Raw genomic sequence first — 15,250 nt, forward strand, 5'->3', positions numbered from 1 at the left:
GTCTATCCCTTCACGCGTGCGAGTGAGCGCTGTGCGGCGGCGGTGACGGCTTCGGCGGTGAAACCGAACTCGCGGAACAGGGTCTTGTAGTCGGCGGAGGCGCCGAAGTGCTCGATGGAGACGATTTCGCCTGCGTCGCCGACGAAGCGGTACCAGGGCATGGAGATGCCGGCTTCGACGGAGACCCGCGCCTTGACCGTCGGGGGGAGGACGCCGTCGCGGTAGGCCTGGTCCTGGGCGTCGAACCATTCGACGCAGGGCATGGACACGACCCGGGTGGGGATGCCGTCGGCCTCGAGGGTCTCGCGGGCGGCGACGGCGAGCTGCAGCTCGGACCCTGTGCCGATGAGCACGACCTCCGGTGCGCCGGTGGAGGCGTCGGCGAGGACGTAACCGCCGCGGGAGACACCCTCGTAGCTGGTGCCCTCGAGGACGGGCAGGTCCTGGCGGGTCAGGGCGAGGCCGGCGGGAGCGCGGGTGGCCTCGTCGGCGCCCTTCTCGAGGACGGCGCGCCAGGCGTGGGCGGTTTCGTTGGCGTCGCCGGGCCGCACGACGTACAGGCCGGGGATCGCGCGCAGCGCGGCGAGGTGCTCGATCGGCTGGTGGGTGGGCCCGTCCTCACCGAGTCCGATGGAGTCGTGCGTCCACACGTAGGTGACCGGGGTCTTCATGATCGCGGCGAGCCGCACGGCGGGACGCATGTAGTCGCTGAAGACGAGGAAGGTGCCGCCGTACGGGCGGGTCGGTCCGTGCAGCGCGATGCCGTTGAGGATCGAGCCCATGGCGTGTTCGCGGACCCCGAAGTGCAGGGTGCGGCCGTAGGGCTGGGCCGTCCACATCCGGGTGGAGATGGCTTCGGGACCGAAGGAATCGGCACCCTTGATGGTGGTGTTGTTGCTCTCGGCGAGGTCGGCGGAGCCGCCCCACAGTTCGGGGAGCACCGGTCCGACGGCGTTCAGCACGGCGGCGGACGCCTTGCGGGTCGCGACTCCCTTGGGATCGGGCTCCCAGGTGGGGAGCACGTCGGCCCAGCCGGCGGGAAGGTCGCGGCCGATCAGACGGTCGAGGAGCTTCTTACCCTCGGGGGCGCGGTGGGTCCACTCGTCGTACTGGGCCTGCCATTGCTTGTGCGCCTGGACGCCGCGGTCGACGACCTTGCGGGTGTGGGCGATGACCTCGTCGGCGACCTCGAACGTCTTGTCCGGATCGAAGCCGAGAGCCTTCTTCACGGCCGCGACCTCGTCGGCACCGAGGGCGGCGCCGTGCGCCGCGCCCGTGTTCATCTTGGTCGGTGCGGGGAAGCCGATGATGGTGCGGAGCAGGATCATCGACGGCTTGTCGGTGACCTCGCGGGCCTTGTTCAGGGCCTCTTCGATGGCGACGACGTTCTCGCCGCCCTCGACGATCTGCACGTGCCAGCCGTACGCCTCGTAGCGGGCGGCGGTGTCCTCGGACAGCGCGATGGCGGTGTCGTCCTCGATGGAGATCTTGTTGTCGTCGTAGATCAGGGTGAGGTTGCCGAGCTGCTGGACGCCGGCGATGGAGGAGGCCTCGGAAGTGACGCCTTCCTCGATGTCGCCGTCGGAGGCGATGACGTAGATGTGGTGGTCGAACGGGCTGTCGCCGAGGGCGGGCTCGGGGTCGAAGAGGCCGCGTTCGCGGCGGGCGGCCATGGCCATGCCCACGGCGGAGGCGAGGCCCTGACCGAGCGGTCCGGTGGTGATCTCGACACCGCGGGTGTGGCCGTGTTCGGGGTGGCCGGGGGTCTTCGAGCCCCAGGTGCGCAGCGCCTCCAGGTCGTCGAGTTCGAGACCGTAGCCGGCGAGGTACAGCTGGATGTAGAGGGTGAGGCTGGAGTGCCCGCAGGACAGCACGAACCGGTCGCGGCCGATCCAGTCGGCGTCGGTGGGGTCGTGGCGCATGACGCGCTGGAAGAGGGTGTAGGCGAGGGGGGCCAGGCTCATGGCCGTGCCGGGGTGGCCGTTGCCGACCTTCTGCACCGCGTCCGCGGCGAGCACCCGGATGGTGTCGACGGCCTTGGTGTCCAGTTCGGTCCAGTCGGCGGGGTGAACCGGTTGCGTGAGGACGTGGATGTCGTCTGTGATCGACACGGGCAGAAGTCTCCTGACATGGGTGAACGTGGAGCCTGAGGATGCGTGGGCCTCTTGTGCCACTCCAGCCTAGTGTGCGGTCGTATCCGGGTCGATTCGGTTCACGCATTACGGCGGTCTACCATCGTTTGTAGTAGACGGCCGGCCGTCGCGAAGGACTTCGGGAGCAGGCGCCGGCATTCGGATGTGGAATTACGCGTGGTGCGAGGAGAGAACGTGCGGACAGGGCATCAGCCGAGCGGACACGGCTTCGGCAGCCCCAGCCCCGCCCCCCGCGCGACCGACACCGGTACGGTGCTGGGTCGCGTCACGGGCAAGGTCCTGGCCTACATCGCATTGACCAAGCCGCGGGTGATCGAGCTGCTGCTGGTCGCCACCATCCCGGCGATGCTGCTGGCGGATCGCGGCAACGTCGACATCGCGCTGATCCTCAGCACGCTGTTCGGCGGATGGATGGGTGCGGCGAGCGCGAACTCGCTCAACTGCGTCGTCGACGCCGACATCGACAAGGTCATGAAGCGCACCGCTCGCCGGCCGCTGGCCCGCGACGCGGTCCCGACGTCCCACGCGTTCGTGTTCGGGATGACTCTCGGTGTCGCATCGTTCCTGTGGCTGTGGTGGCGGGCCAACCTGCTCGCCGGCTGCCTGGTCGTCCTGACCATCGCGTTCTACGTACTCGTGTACACGATGGTGCTCAAGCGCCGGACCTGGCAGAACGTGGTCTGGGGCGGCGCCGCGGGCTGCATGCCCGTCATGGTCGGCTGGTCGGCGGTCACCGGGTCGCTGAGCTGGCAGCCCATCGTGCTGTTCCTGGTCATCTTCTTCTGGACACCGCCGCACACGTGGGCCCTCGCCATGCGGTACAAGGAGGACTACAAGGCGGCCGGTGTCCCGATGCTGCCGGTGATCGCCACCGAGGAGCACGTCACCAAGCAGATCCTGCTGTACAGCTGGGCGATGGTGATCACGTCCCTCGTGCTCGTCCCCGCCGCGGGTGTCGTGTACGCCGCCGTGACCCTCGTCGCGGGTGCCTGGTTCCTGCTGATGGCCCACCAGCTGTACCGCAGCGTCCGCGGCGGAGCGGCCGTGAAACCGCTCCGCCTGTTCCTGCAGTCCAACAACTATCTGGCCATCGTGTTCGTCGGTCTCGCCGTCGACTCCGTGCTCGGACTGCAGACCGTCGGCAGCCTGCTGAGCTGATCCCCGTGCCTCAGGGCACCAGCACGATCGATCCCGTCGTCGCACGCGCCTCGAGGTCGCGGTGCGCATCCTCGGCCCGCTCGAGCGGGTACTCCGCGCCCACCCGGACCGTCAGCGAACCGTCGGCCAGGGCGGAGAACACGTCTCCCGCCCGCCACGTCAGTTCCTCACGGTTGCGGATGTGGTGCGCGAGTGTGGGCCGGGTGAGGAACAGCGAACCGGCCGGGTTCAGCCGTTGCGGATCGAACGGCGGCACCGGGCCGCTCGCCGCGCCGAACAGCGCGACCGTCCCCCGGATCCGCACCGACGCGAGACTGGCCTCGAACGTGGACGCGCCGACACCGTCGTAGGCGGCTGCGACGCCCTCTCCGTCGGTCAGTTCACGCACCCGGGCGGCGATGTCGTCGTCGTATCGCAGCACCTCGTGTGCGCCGGCGTCACGGGACAATTGTTCCTTGGCGTCGGAGGACACGGTGGTGATCACCCGCGCGCCCAGTGTGGTCGCCATCTGGGTCAGCAGCAGACCGACTCCGCCCGCTCCGGCGTGGACGAGGACGGTGTCGCCGGACTGGACCGGGTAGGTCGAGTGGGCCAGGTAGTGGGCCGTCATTCCCTGCAGCAGAGCGGAAGCGGCCTGCGGGCTGGGCACGGAGTCGGGGACGGCGATCGCGGCCGCCGCGGGGACGACCACCTTCTCGGCGTAACTGCCGGGGGCGGAGCACCACGCCACCCGGTCACCGGGAGCGATACCGGTCACGTCGCCGCCGACGGCCTCCACGACTCCGGAGCCCTCGTCTCCGGGAATGTAGGGCAACGGCCGCGGGTACAGCCCAGTCCGGAAATAGGTGTCGATGAAGTTGATGCCGATCGCCTCGGTGCGAACCAGAAGATCCGTCGCTCCGATCCGGGGTTCGGGAACCTCCGCCGGTTCTAGGACGTCGGGACCACCGAGACGGGAAACCTGTATAGCGCGCATGGTTTCAGTTCTACACGGCGCGAGTCGCCACATGGAGCCTGGCGGACACGACGCCACTACCGCCCAGTATTCTCGGGGTCATGAGTACCGACACCCACGCGGATCAGGCGCCCGCGAGCCCGGCGCCCTCGCTGCCGTCCCACACGGTCGACGCGATCAAGAAGTTCGTGGCCGAGCACGGCGGTTCCGCCAGTGCCGTCATCCAGCCGATCGGACTCGCCGGCGTCCGCATCACGCTCGTCGGCGCCGACGGCATCCTCGGTGACCAGGTGGTCGAGGATCTCGCCACCGCGAACGCCGTCGTCGCGTCCTTCGACGACGTCACCGTCTCGGAGTGGGACCGCGCGATCACCAGCATCGTCACGCCCCGCAAGGGTCACTTCCAGAAGATGGCCGGCTGGGTCGCGCGGCAGACGCGGTTCCCGAAGGCCCGCAACGAGCGCTAGACGCTCGCGGTGTCCGGCTGCGTGACGTACTCGCGGGTGCGCCCCGCAGCCCACACCGCCGCAGTGGCCGCGGTGCACAGCCCGGCCCCCGCGACGTGGAATGCCACCAGGGCCGCGGGAACGTCCGTGAAGAACTGGACGAGTCCGATCAGCGCCTGCGCCACCACCAGCGCGAGCAGAACCTGCACGCGGATCTTCACCGCGCGGGTTGCGCCCACGGCGTAGAGGCCGAAGCACAGGCCGACCAGCAACGCCAGGTAGCCCACCAGCAGCTGGGCATGCAGATGCACGAGCGTGACGATCTCCACCTCGAGGCGCGGAACCACGCGGTCGAGACTCTTGTCTCCCGCGTGCGGTCCGGCGCCCGTGACCAGAGTTCCGGCGGCGAGCACCCCGGCCAGCGCGACACCCGACAGCGCGGTGAGCCACCGCAGCGGGGCGGGGATCACGTCGATCGCCGGTGCATCGTCGGGTTCGCAGATCTTCGCGTACATCACGGTCGCCAGCCACACCATCGCCATCGACGCGAGCAGGTGCACCGCCACCGTCCACCACAGGAGTCCGGTGAGCACCGTGACACCGCCGATGACGGCCTGCACGACGGTGCCGAGAGGCATCATCCACGCGTAGACGAGGACCTCTTTCCGTCGGCGGGCGCGGGTGACCGCGAGGACGATCAGGGCCGCGGCCACGACGACGACGAACGTGAGCAACCGGTTGCCGAACTCGACCGCCTGATGGATGACGGCGACCTCGCCGTGCCCGACCGGAACGAAGCTGCCCGGGAAGCACTGCGGCCAGGTGGGGCAGCCGAGGCCGGACGCGGTCACCCGCACGACGGCTCCGGTGACGGCGATTCCGCCCTGCGTGAGGATCACCGCGAACGCGATGACACGCTGCACGGTCAGCGACGGAAGGGGGAGACGGTCTACCAGGCTCAGAAACCCGCGATACAGCACGACGTCGATGGTAGAGGGCCGTCAACTACAGCGTGTCGTTGGGCTGGTGGCGGCACGCTCGACTCCGTGCTACTCGCCGCGAATCCGCAGGATGCCGGTCACCGTGCCCTGCCAGAAGTCGCCGGTGTCGGTGACGAGTCCGGACATCTGGAGGGTGTCGTTGACCGCGGTGCCGGGGAGTGGGCTGGTGTGCTCGACCGAGCCGTCCGCCGGATCGATCACCGCGAACGAGAAGCCGTCCAGGGGTGTCGTGACGTCGAACCCTTGACGGATCACGGTGTACAGCAGGCCGTCACCGGTCGAGAGGTGGGGCACCGCCGCGCTGCGGACGTCGTTGCTCCACACCTGGTGGCAGCCGATCGGGTCGATGTCGACGCGGGTCATGCCGCCGGTGAAGGGGGCGTTCGTCGGAACCGCAGGGCCCGCGCCGTCCGGGACGGCGGGATACGGATAGCCGTACGTCCCGGCGACGTACACCGAATTGGCGATGCCGATCGGCGAGTTCTCGCTGCCGCCCGGGTTGGCGAGCACCGGGACGGAGCAGATCTCGTCACCGGAATCGGCGCGGAAGACCCGAAGACTCACCTGCGGGTCGGCGTTGTCGACGATCGCGACGAAATCGCTGCCGGTCGACGGCCCGAAGTAGGTGGGGGTGGAGCCGGTGCCGTGGCTGAGTTGCCCCGGCTTACGGTCCGGACCGCGGTCGTATTCCCGCCGCCAGTCCACGCGCACCGCGCCGTCGCGGAGCGTGAACTGGTACAGCGCGTGCGTCGTCGCGACCGCGGTGCCGGAGGGCGAGGTCGAGATGCTGTTCTGGACCTGTTCGCCCGCGGCCAGCGGCAGGCTGTGCGCGACGCCGGCGCGGTCCACGGCTCCGACGACGCCGCCACCCGTCGCGAACCAGACGTTGCCCTGCCAGTCCGGCGTCAGCCCGGTCACGTTGTCTCCCGGCGGAACACTGCCGGACAGGTCGACGTGCGAGTCGACGGTGATCCGCCAGCGGCCGTCGGGGTCCTTCGAATGTCCGAGGCGCAGTAACTGACGGTTTCCGTCCACCGCGACCAGTCGGTTGTCGTTGTCGAGGAACGCGTACACGCCGCCCAGGAGGCTGCCCTTCGCCAGTGCGAACGTGGCGAGCGAGGCGCCGAACGGGGCAGCGGGGGCGGCGGGGTCGATCAGGTGCACGGTGGGGACCTGGCCGGCCACGGACGTGCACAAGGCGACGACGAGCCGGTCGGACCCCTGCAGGAGGGTCGGGCACGCCGACACCAACGGGTACGCGGACAGTGTGAGCGGGCCGGTCCCGGGACCGGGCAGCGGAGTGACGTCGGTGGACCCCGCGTCGCCGTGCATCGTGGACGTGCCTGCGGGTCCGAGGAACGGATTCGGCGCGGCGGGCGGTCCCCACTGCGGTGCGGCGCCCGCGGGCAGGGTGCCGCAGCCTAGAACGGCGAGCAGGACTGCCAGAACGGTGCCGACGGTGCGGGCTGCGGGTCGGCGGATCACGTGAATCGGAACGTCCGGGCCGCCAGGGCTCCCGCGGCCGCACCCCAGACGACGAGGACCACGATGCTGAGCAGGTCCACCGACCCCGACAGTGCGGCGTCGAGCGCGTGCGCGAGCGCACCAGAGGGAATCAGCCGGGCCCCGGTGTGCAGGAGCCAGGGCAGGTCGCCGGTGGCGAACACCACGCTGCCGACGCCGACCATCACGAACCACAGGATGTTGGCCAGCGCGAGGACGATGTCGGCGCGGAGGGTGCCGCCGAGCAGCAATCCCATCGCCGCGAACGTCACGGTGCCCAGGGCGATGATCACAGCGCCGAGGGCGAGTCCCCACGCACTCGGACGCCAGCCGAGCGCCAACCCGATAGCTCCGAGGAGCACCGATTGCAGTGCGACGACGATGACAACCGCGGCGCTCTTCCCGGCGATAATTCCCCACGTCGGCAGGGGAGTGGCGCCGAGCCGCTTGAGGGCCCCGTACCGGCGGTCGAAGCCGACCGCGATGGCCTGGCCGGTGAACGCGGTGGACATCACCGCCACCATCATGACGGCGGGCACCACCTTGTCGACCCGCGACGTTCCGAGGTCGCCGATGGGTAGCAGGCACAGGCCGATCAGCAGCGTGATCGGGATGAACATGGTCAGCAGCAACTGCTCCCCGTTGCGCAGGAGCAGCTTGAGTTCGAGCGCGGTCTGCGCCCGCAACATGACCGCCGCGCCGCTCGGGCGAGGGTCGGGTGCGAACGTGCCCGGGGCGAAACGATTCTCCGTCAGACGGTCACTGGTGCTCATCGTCATCCCCTCAGTTCCCGGCCGGTGAGTTCGAGGAAGACGTCCTCGAGGCTGCGCTGGTCGACGCGGATGTCGCTGATCAGGGCGTCCAGATCGGCGCACCACGACGCGACCGACGCCACCACCGTCGGATCGATCGGCCCTTCGACGAGATAGGTGCCCGGTCCGGACTCGGCCACCCGGAAACCGTCGGGGAGGGCTCTCGCGAGGGGTTCGGTGTCCAGACCGGCGGGCGCGCTGAGCCGCAACTGGCCCTCGGCGCCGCGGCTGGTGACCTCGGCGGGCGTACCCGCCGCGACGATCGACCCGTGGTCGATGATGACGAGCCGGTCCGCGAGTTCCTCGGCCTCGTCCATCAGGTGCGTCGTCAGCAGCACACTGACGCCGTCGCGGCGCAGTGCGTCGATCAGTTCCCACACCAGCAGGCGGGCCTGTGCGTCGAGTCCGGCGGTGGGTTCGTCGAGGAAGACCAGCTCCGGCCGGCCGACCAGCGCACAGGCCAGGGACAGGCGCTGCTGCTGCCCGCCCGACAGCCTGCGGTAGGGGGTGCGACGGGAATCCTCGAGTCCGAGGCTGCGCAGCAACCAGTCGGGGTCGAGGGGGTCGGCCGAATAGGCCGCGACGAGGTCGAGCATCTCACCGGCGCGGGACCCGGGGTACGCGCCGCCGCCCTGCAGCATCACACCGATTCGGGCCCGGACGGCGCCGGCATCCGCGACGGGGTCGAGTCCGAGGACGCGGACGGTGCCGCTGTCCGGGCGGACGAAGCCTTCACACATTTCTACGGTGGTGGTCTTACCCGCGCCGTTGGGACCGAGCAACGCGACCACCTGTGCCGGTTCGACGGTGAGATCGAGTCCGTCGACGGCCCTCACACCGTCGAAGGTCTTCACCACGCCTTCCAGGCGTACAGCAGGTTGCGCCGATCCGGGCGTTCGCGAGGTCACGGGGAATCAGCGTAAGCCTTGGCCTGGTGTGACCCGGCCGGTGCCCCGGCTTTCCGCGTCGGCGTCGTCCCGGGGCGGATCCTGGGGGTCCGGCACGGTCGGCTGCTGCTCCGAACCGACCCGCCAGGGCAGCCGGTTGCGGGTGATCACGATCAGCGTTCCGGCCGTGAAGATGGTGGCGATGGCGGCCTGCACGATGACGAAGGGCTGGTACTCGCCGCCGTTCGGCATCAGGATGACGCTGACGATGGACGAGAAGACGATGGCGGGGACGCGGAAGGCGGGTGCCGTGGCCCAGGCTGCGAGCGGCAGGACCGCCCACAGCAGATACCAGGGCTGCACCACGGGGAAGAGGAGGACGACCGCGCCGAGGGACAGTCCCAGCGCGCCGACCGCGTGGATACGGCCGACGAGCGTGGCGACGAGCATCCGCAGTGTGATGAACGCCGCAGCGACGGCCGCGATCGGCCGGGTCAGGCTCAGCACCGCCGTCGTGTGGTCACCGAGGCCCAGGAGGACCCCGGCCAGTCCGGTGCCCAGTCCGAGGAGCGTGGGGATGGACATCCAGCTGCGGACCGCGTTCGCGGTGCCGAGGGTGTGTACCCAGCCGATGCCGAGTCCGCTGGACGTGCTGATGACGAGTGTGACCACCAGGGCCACCCCGCCGAGCAGGGCGGCCGCCATGAGCACGGCCTTCGGGGTTCCGCCCCATCTCCGGGCCAGCGCCATCCCGACGAATCCCAGTGCGAGGAGGGAGGGGATCTTGATCGTCGACGACAGAGCGATGAGTGCCGCCCCCGACAGCAACAGGAGAAGGGACTGCCCGCGGATCGGCTCCGACCGTTCGACGGCCCGCAGCGCCAGTTCGATCCCGGCCAGCATGAGGCCGAGCATGAGCGCCTCGTTGTGAATCCCCGCGACCAGGTGGAACAGCAGCAGGGGGTTGGCGGCGCCCAGCCAGAGGGCGCTGACCTCGGCGACGCCGCAGCGTCGCGCCAGCCGGGGGAGCGCCCACACGATCATGGCCACACCGGCGAGGGCAAGCAGCCGGTGCAGGAAGATCCCCGCGACGATGTTCTCGCCGGTCAGCCAACTGATCCCGCGCCCCATCCAGAGGAACAGTGGACCGTACGGCGCCGGCGTGTCGCGCCAGATCGTCGGCACGGTCCGGGTCAGGACGTGATCGACGCCGAGCGCACCCGCGGGACCGATGGCGTAGGGATCGAGCCCGCGGGCCGCGATCTCGCTCTGCGCGAGGTACGAGTACACGTCCTTGCTGAACATCGGCGGCGCGACGGACAGCGGGATGATCCACAGCAGCAGGGTGCGGTCGAGCTGGGACCGGTTGAGGCGACGCACCGCCCCCGACTGCAGACTGCCGATCGCGAACCGTCCGAGGAGGAGCCACGCGAGCACGATCATCACGGTGCCGGTCATGGTCAGCGTCAACGCGACACTGGGGATCCGGGCGGGCAGACCGATGACGCGAAGACCCTGGACTGGGTTCTGCAGTACCGGCTGGGCGCCTGCGCCCAGCGCGCCCACCGCCATCAGGACGGCTCCGGTCGCGCCGAACCGGCGGATCCCGCGGAGCTGCGCGGTCTCCTGTGCGTTCAGGCCCGCTGTCTCCGGCTCGTCGCCGTGCAGCGCGGCCGCCACCGAGGGTCGCGGGGAGCGGCCGTCGATGCCCAGCGCCCGCCGGGCGAGCTCGGCCGGATGTCGAAGAGCGGCGCGAGCCGTGAAGGTCGGCTCCGCGCGGGTCGGCTCCGGGTTCTCGGGGGTCTGCGGCACACAGGCAGCGTAGCGGTGCGCCGAACACAGCCGGTTCGGCCAGTATTCCCGGGCGCGAGCCGTACATAATCACAGGTGTAAGGCAGGGCACCCTTAGTAGACCTGCGATCCGAATTCCGTCACACTGGTGTTGTGAAAACGGAAACGACACCACGTGCAACGAAGGAAAGCGCAGTTCACGCGCCTTCCTCGGCGGCGCCTGTCGAAACCGCGTCACCCGTCGCCGTCGGCCACGAAGGCCACACCCGCGCTGCCGTCGTAAAGCTCCTCCTCGAGGAGGGGCCGATCACCGCGTCGGAAATCGGAACCCGCCTCGGGCTGAGTGCCGCCGGTGTCCGTCGACACCTCGACGCGCTCCTGGAGTCCGGGGAGGCCCGCGAGGCGTCCTCCGTCGCCGTGCGTCACCGCGGCCGGGGACGACCCGCCAAATACTTCCAGATCACCGCCAAGGGCCGCGGCCGCCTAGGCCACGCGTACGACGACCTCGCCGGCGCGGCGATGCGTCAACTGCGGGAGGTCGGGGGAGACGCCGCGATCACCGATTTCGCTCGTCGCCGAGTCCAGGCGATCGTCGGAAACGTGACCCCGGCAGCCGATCACAGCGCCGAGGGCCTCGAAACCACCGCCGACGCCATCGCCGACGCGTTCACCACCGCAGGATTCGCGGCGTCGACGCGCCCGGTCGGCAACGGCGTGCAGATCTGCCAGCACCACTGCCCGGTCTCCCACGTGGCCGAGGAGTTCCCGGAACTGTGCGAAGCCGAACAGGAAGCGTTCGCCCAACTGCTCGGCACCCACGTCCAGCGGCTCGCGACCATCGCGAACGGTGACTGCGCATGCACCACTCACGTTCCACTCGTCCCGCCGTCCGGTCCCAAATAACCACGCCTTCCCGATAGATCCCCTAGTCAGCAACCTGTATTCCACCGGCGACCAGCCCTCGCCGGTCTCGTAACAAGACTCCGGAAGGAGCTCGCATGACCGTCACATCAGACCAGGTGACATCCACTGCGTCGGCCAACGCCGAGCCGCTCACGCAGGAAGAGACCATCGCGTCACTCGGGCATTACGGGTACGGCTGGTCCGATTCCGACGAGGCCGGTGCCAGTGCGCAGCGCGGTCTGTCCGAAGACGTCGTGCGCGACATCTCGGCGAAGAAGAGCGAGCCGGACTGGATGCTCGACGTCCGCCTGCGCGCGCTGAAGACCTTCGACAAGAAGCCGATGCCGAACTGGGGTTCGAACCTCGAGGGCATCGACTTCGACAACATCAAGTACTTCGTCCGCTCGAGCGAGAAGCAGGCCGAGAGCTGGGAAGACCTGCCCGAGGACATCAAGAACACGTACGACAAGCTGGGCATCCCCGAGGCCGAGAAGCAGCGCCTCGTCGCCGGTGTCGCGGCTCAGTACGAGTCCGAGGTTGTGTACCACTCGATCCGTGAGGACCTCGAGGCACAGGGCGTCATCTTCCTCGACACCGACACGGGCCTGAAGCAGCACCCCGAGCTGTTCCGGGAGTACTTCGGCACGGTCATCCCGGCCGGCGACAACAAGTTCTCCGCGCTGAACACCGCGGTGTGGTCGGGTGGCTCCTTCATCTACGTCCCGCCGGGCGTGCACGTCGACATCCCGCTGCAGGCCTACTTCCGCATCAACACGGAGAACATGGGCCAGTTCGAGCGGACCCTGATCATCGTCGACGAGGGCGCCTCGGTGCACTACGTCGAGGGCTGCACGGCGCCGATCTACAAGTCCGACTCCCTGCACTCCGCGGTCGTCGAGATCATCGTGAAGAAGGGCGGCCACTGCCGCTACACGACCATCCAGAACTGGTCGAACAACGTCTACAACCTGGTCACCAAGCGCACCAAGGTCGAAGCCGGCGGATCCATGGAGTGGATCGACGGCAACATCGGGTCGAAGGTCACCATGAAGTACCCGGCCGTCTGGATGATGGGCGAACACGCCCGCGGCGAGGTTCTCTCCGTGGCATTCGCCGGTGAGGGCCAGCACCAGGACACCGGTGCCAAGATGCTGCATCTCGCGCCGTACACGTCGTCGACCATCATCAGCAAGTCGGTGGCACGTGGCGGTGGACGCGCGTCGTACCGCGGACTCGTCCAGGTCAACAAGGGTGCTCACGGTTCCAAGTCGACGGTCAAGTGTGATGCGCTGCTGGTCGATCAGATCAGCCGCTCGGACACCTACCCGTACGTCGACATCCGCGAGGACGACGTGACCATGGGCCACGAGGCCACAGTCTCGAAGGTGAGCGACGACCAGCTGTTCTACCTGATGAGCCGCGGGCTCACCGAAGACGAGGCCATGGCGACGGTCGTGCGCGGCTTCGTCGAGCCGATCGCCAAGGAACTCCCGATGGAGTACGCCCTGGAACTGAACCGCCTGATCGAACTGCAGATGGAAGGGGCGGTGGGTTAGTGACCACGCCAGAAACTGGTGTCCAGAATCTCGGAGTCGCGGGAGCCGTCGCAGGCGAGAATCCGCGGATAGCGCGGACCGCCACCGGTTCGCCGATCAAGAACAAGGGTGAGGTCTTCACCTCGTTCGACGTCAACGCGTTCGAGATCCCGGGTGGTCGCGACGAGGTCTGGCGGTTCACCCCGCTGCGCCGGCTCCGCGGACTGCACGACGGAACGGCCGTCGCGAACGGCACGGTCACCGTCGACGTCGCCGGTCCGGACTCCGTCCGGGTCGAGACCGTCGGGCGTGACGACGACCGGCTGGGCAAGGCCGGCGTCCCGGCCGACCGGGTGGCCGCACAGGCCTACTCGGGGTTCGAGACGGCCACCGTCGTGACCGTCGGCCGTGAGGTCGAGGTCGCCGAGACGATCAACATCACGGTCACCGGCCCGGGCGAGGACAAGGTCGCCTTCGGGCACCTGCAGATCCGGCTCGAAGCCTTCGCGAAGGCGACCGTCGTCATCGACCAGCGAGGCAGCGGCACGATCGCCGAGAACGTCGAATTCGTTCTCGGCGACAGCTCCCGCCTCACCGTGGTCGCCGTCCAGGACTGGGCGGACGACGCCGTGCACGTCGCGTCGCATCACGCGCGGCTGGGCCGTGACGCGGTGCTGCGGCACAACGCGGTCAGCCTCGGCGGCGACCTGGTCCGCCTGTCCGCGACCGTCAAGTACGACGGCCCGGGCGGCGACGCCGAACTGCTGGGCCTGTACTTCGCCGACGCCGGACAGCACTTCGAGCAGCGACTGCTGGTGGATCACTCGCAGCCGCACTGCAAGTCCAACGTGGTCTACAAGGGCGCCCTGCAGGGCGATCCGAATTCGGGGAAGCCCGACGCCCACACCGTGTGGATCGGCGACGTGCTGATCCGCGCCGCGGCCGAAGGCACCGACACGTTCGAGCTGAACCGCAACCTCGTCCTCACGGACGGCGCACGCGCGGACTCGGTTCCGAACCTGGAGATCGAGACCGGCGAGATCGTGGGTGCCGGGCACGCCAGCGCCACGGGTCGATTCGACGACGAGCAGTTGTTCTACTTGCGCGCCCGCGGAATCCCCGAAGACGCGGCACGGCGACTCGTCGTGCGCGGGTTCTTCCACGAGATCATCAACAAGATCGCCGTCGCCGAGATTCGCGAGCGCCTCGAGGCAGCTGTCGAGGCCGAACTCGCCGCAGTCGGCGTGTGACCCGCGCCGCCGGACCATTACTTCCCATTTCTTCGAAGGATCACAATGTCTACCCCTGACGCTTCCACCCCCGAAACCTCGGTCCTGGAAATCAAGGACCTCCACGTCGACGTCGCGAACACCGACGAGAACGCCGAACCGATCAACATCCTCAAGGGTGTGAACCTGACGGTTCGTTCCGGCGAGACCCACGCGATCATGGGACCCAACGGGTCCGGCAAGTCGACGCTGTCGTACGCCATCGCGGGCCACCCCAAGTACCAGATCACCTCGGGCTCCATCACCCTCAACGGTGAGGACGTCCTCGAGATGAGCGTCGACGAGCGCGCCCGCGCGGGACTGTTCCTCGCGATGCAGTACCCCGTCGAGGTCCCCGGCGTCTCCATGTCCAACTTCCTGCGCACCGCGGCCACCGCGGTCCGTGGCGAGGCCCCGAAGCTTCGCCACTGGGTGAAAGAAGTCAAGGAAGCCCTGACCGAGCTGGACATCGACCCCTCGTTCGGCGAGCGCAGCGTCAACGAAGGTTTCTCCGGCGGTGAGAAGAAGCGCCACGAGATCCTGCAGCTCGGTCTCCTGAAGCCGAAGATCGCGATCCTCGACGAGACCGACTCCGGTCTCGACGTCGATGCCCTGCGCGTCGTCTCCGAGGGTGTGAACCGCTACAAGGAGCGCCAGCACGGCGGAATCCTGCTGATCACGCACTACACGCGCATCCTCCGGTACATCAAGCCGGAATACGTCCACGTGTTCGTCGGCGGTCGTGTGGTCGAGTCGGGCGGGCCGGAACTGGCCGACGAGCTCGAGGCGAACGGCTACGAGCGCTTCACCCAGGCTGCAGCAACGCAAGGAGCATAAA

Annotated in this window: 13 protein-coding genes; 6 read left to right on the plus strand and 7 right to left on the minus strand. The window is 68.8% G+C overall.

Going from position 1 to position 15,250, the window contains the following annotated elements; genetic code table 11:
* Positions 1-2: 2 nt before the first annotated feature.
* Positions 3-2,111 carry a transketolase gene (tkt, locus tag CJ177_RS10040; protein WP_061697940.1) on the minus strand — a complete coding sequence of 703 codons (2,109 nt, stop codon included), beginning with the start codon at positions 2,109-2,111 and terminating at the stop codon, positions 3-5.
* Positions 2,112-2,327: 216 nt separating this feature from the next.
* On the opposite strand from tkt, the gene CJ177_RS10045 reads away from it, so the two are divergent.
* Positions 2,328-3,311, plus strand: a complete 984-nt coding sequence (locus tag CJ177_RS10045) for a heme o synthase (RefSeq protein ID WP_005241796.1) — start codon at positions 2,328-2,330, stop codon at positions 3,309-3,311.
* 10 nt (positions 3,312-3,321) lie between these two features.
* Here CJ177_RS10045 and CJ177_RS10050 read toward each other — a convergent pair whose 3' ends face one another.
* Positions 3,322-4,287: a quinone oxidoreductase gene (locus CJ177_RS10050; RefSeq protein WP_025432535.1), complete on the minus strand. Its 966-nt coding sequence runs from the start codon at positions 4,285-4,287 to the stop codon at positions 3,322-3,324.
* 80 nt (positions 4,288-4,367) lie between these two features.
* On the opposite strand from CJ177_RS10050, the gene CJ177_RS10055 reads away from it, so the two are divergent.
* The gene (locus CJ177_RS10055; RefSeq protein WP_025432536.1) at positions 4,368-4,733 is read left to right on the plus strand and encodes a hypothetical protein; all 366 of its coding nucleotides are present in this window, start codon (positions 4,368-4,370) and stop codon (positions 4,731-4,733) included.
* Here the strand turns inward: CJ177_RS10055 and CJ177_RS10060 are convergent.
* The 5 genes from CJ177_RS10060 to mptB all read right to left on the minus strand — a co-directional run bounded on the left by CJ177_RS10060 (position 4,730) and on the right by mptB (position 10,727).
* Positions 4,730-5,692, minus strand: a complete 963-nt coding sequence (locus CJ177_RS10060; protein ID WP_005241799.1) for a heme A synthase — start codon at positions 5,690-5,692, stop codon at positions 4,730-4,732. The two genes, CJ177_RS10055 and CJ177_RS10060, sit on opposite strands and share 4 nt — an antisense overlap.
* A gap of 69 nt (positions 5,693-5,761) precedes the next feature.
* Positions 5,762-7,198 carry a hypothetical protein gene (locus tag CJ177_RS10065; RefSeq protein WP_061697939.1) on the minus strand — a complete coding sequence of 479 codons (1,437 nt, stop codon included), beginning with the start codon at positions 7,196-7,198 and terminating at the stop codon, positions 5,762-5,764.
* The gene (locus tag CJ177_RS10070; RefSeq protein WP_025432537.1) at positions 7,195-7,995 is read right to left on the minus strand and encodes an ABC transporter permease; all 801 of its coding nucleotides are present in this window, start codon (positions 7,993-7,995) and stop codon (positions 7,195-7,197) included. Before CJ177_RS10070 ends, CJ177_RS10065 begins: the two co-directional genes overlap by 4 nt.
* Positions 7,992-8,936 (minus strand): ABC transporter ATP-binding protein, encoded by a 945-nt coding sequence (locus CJ177_RS10075; protein ID WP_005241802.1) that lies wholly within the window; start codon positions 8,934-8,936, stop codon positions 7,992-7,994. The genes CJ177_RS10070 and CJ177_RS10075 overlap by 4 nt, the downstream gene beginning before the upstream one ends.
* 6 nt (positions 8,937-8,942) lie before the next feature.
* Positions 8,943-10,727 carry a polyprenol phosphomannose-dependent alpha 1,6 mannosyltransferase MptB gene (gene mptB / locus CJ177_RS10080; protein ID WP_095867654.1) on the minus strand — a complete coding sequence of 595 codons (1,785 nt, stop codon included), beginning with the start codon at positions 10,725-10,727 and terminating at the stop codon, positions 8,943-8,945.
* 132 nt (positions 10,728-10,859) lie between these two features.
* Here mptB and CJ177_RS10085 point away from each other — a divergent pair, with 132 nt between their 5' ends.
* The 4 genes from CJ177_RS10085 (at position 10,860) to sufC (ending at position 15,249) form a co-directional block, all read left to right on the plus strand.
* Positions 10,860-11,609, plus strand: coding sequence for a metalloregulator ArsR/SmtB family transcription factor (locus CJ177_RS10085; RefSeq protein ID WP_025432539.1), 750 nt, complete (start codon positions 10,860-10,862; stop codon positions 11,607-11,609).
* 95 nt (positions 11,610-11,704) lie between these two features.
* Positions 11,705-13,165: a Fe-S cluster assembly protein SufB gene (sufB, locus tag CJ177_RS10090; protein ID WP_005241808.1), complete on the plus strand. Its 1,461-nt coding sequence runs from the start codon at positions 11,705-11,707 to the stop codon at positions 13,163-13,165.
* Entirely contained in the window at positions 13,165-14,394 is a 1,230-nt protein-coding gene (gene sufD, locus CJ177_RS10095) for a Fe-S cluster assembly protein SufD (protein ID WP_005241810.1), read from the plus strand. Before sufB ends, sufD begins: the two co-directional genes overlap by 1 nt.
* Before the next feature lie 45 nt (positions 14,395-14,439).
* A complete protein-coding gene (gene sufC / locus CJ177_RS10100) occupies positions 14,440-15,249 on the plus strand; it encodes a Fe-S cluster assembly ATPase SufC (RefSeq protein ID WP_015890658.1) in 810 nt (269 codons plus the stop codon).
* Position 15,250 lies beyond the last annotated feature (1 nt).

Origin of the sequence: Rhodococcus sp. ACPA1 (assembly GCF_002300195.1) — a bacterium.
Lineage (GTDB): Bacteria > Actinomycetota > Actinomycetes > Mycobacteriales > Mycobacteriaceae > Rhodococcus_F > Rhodococcus_F opacus.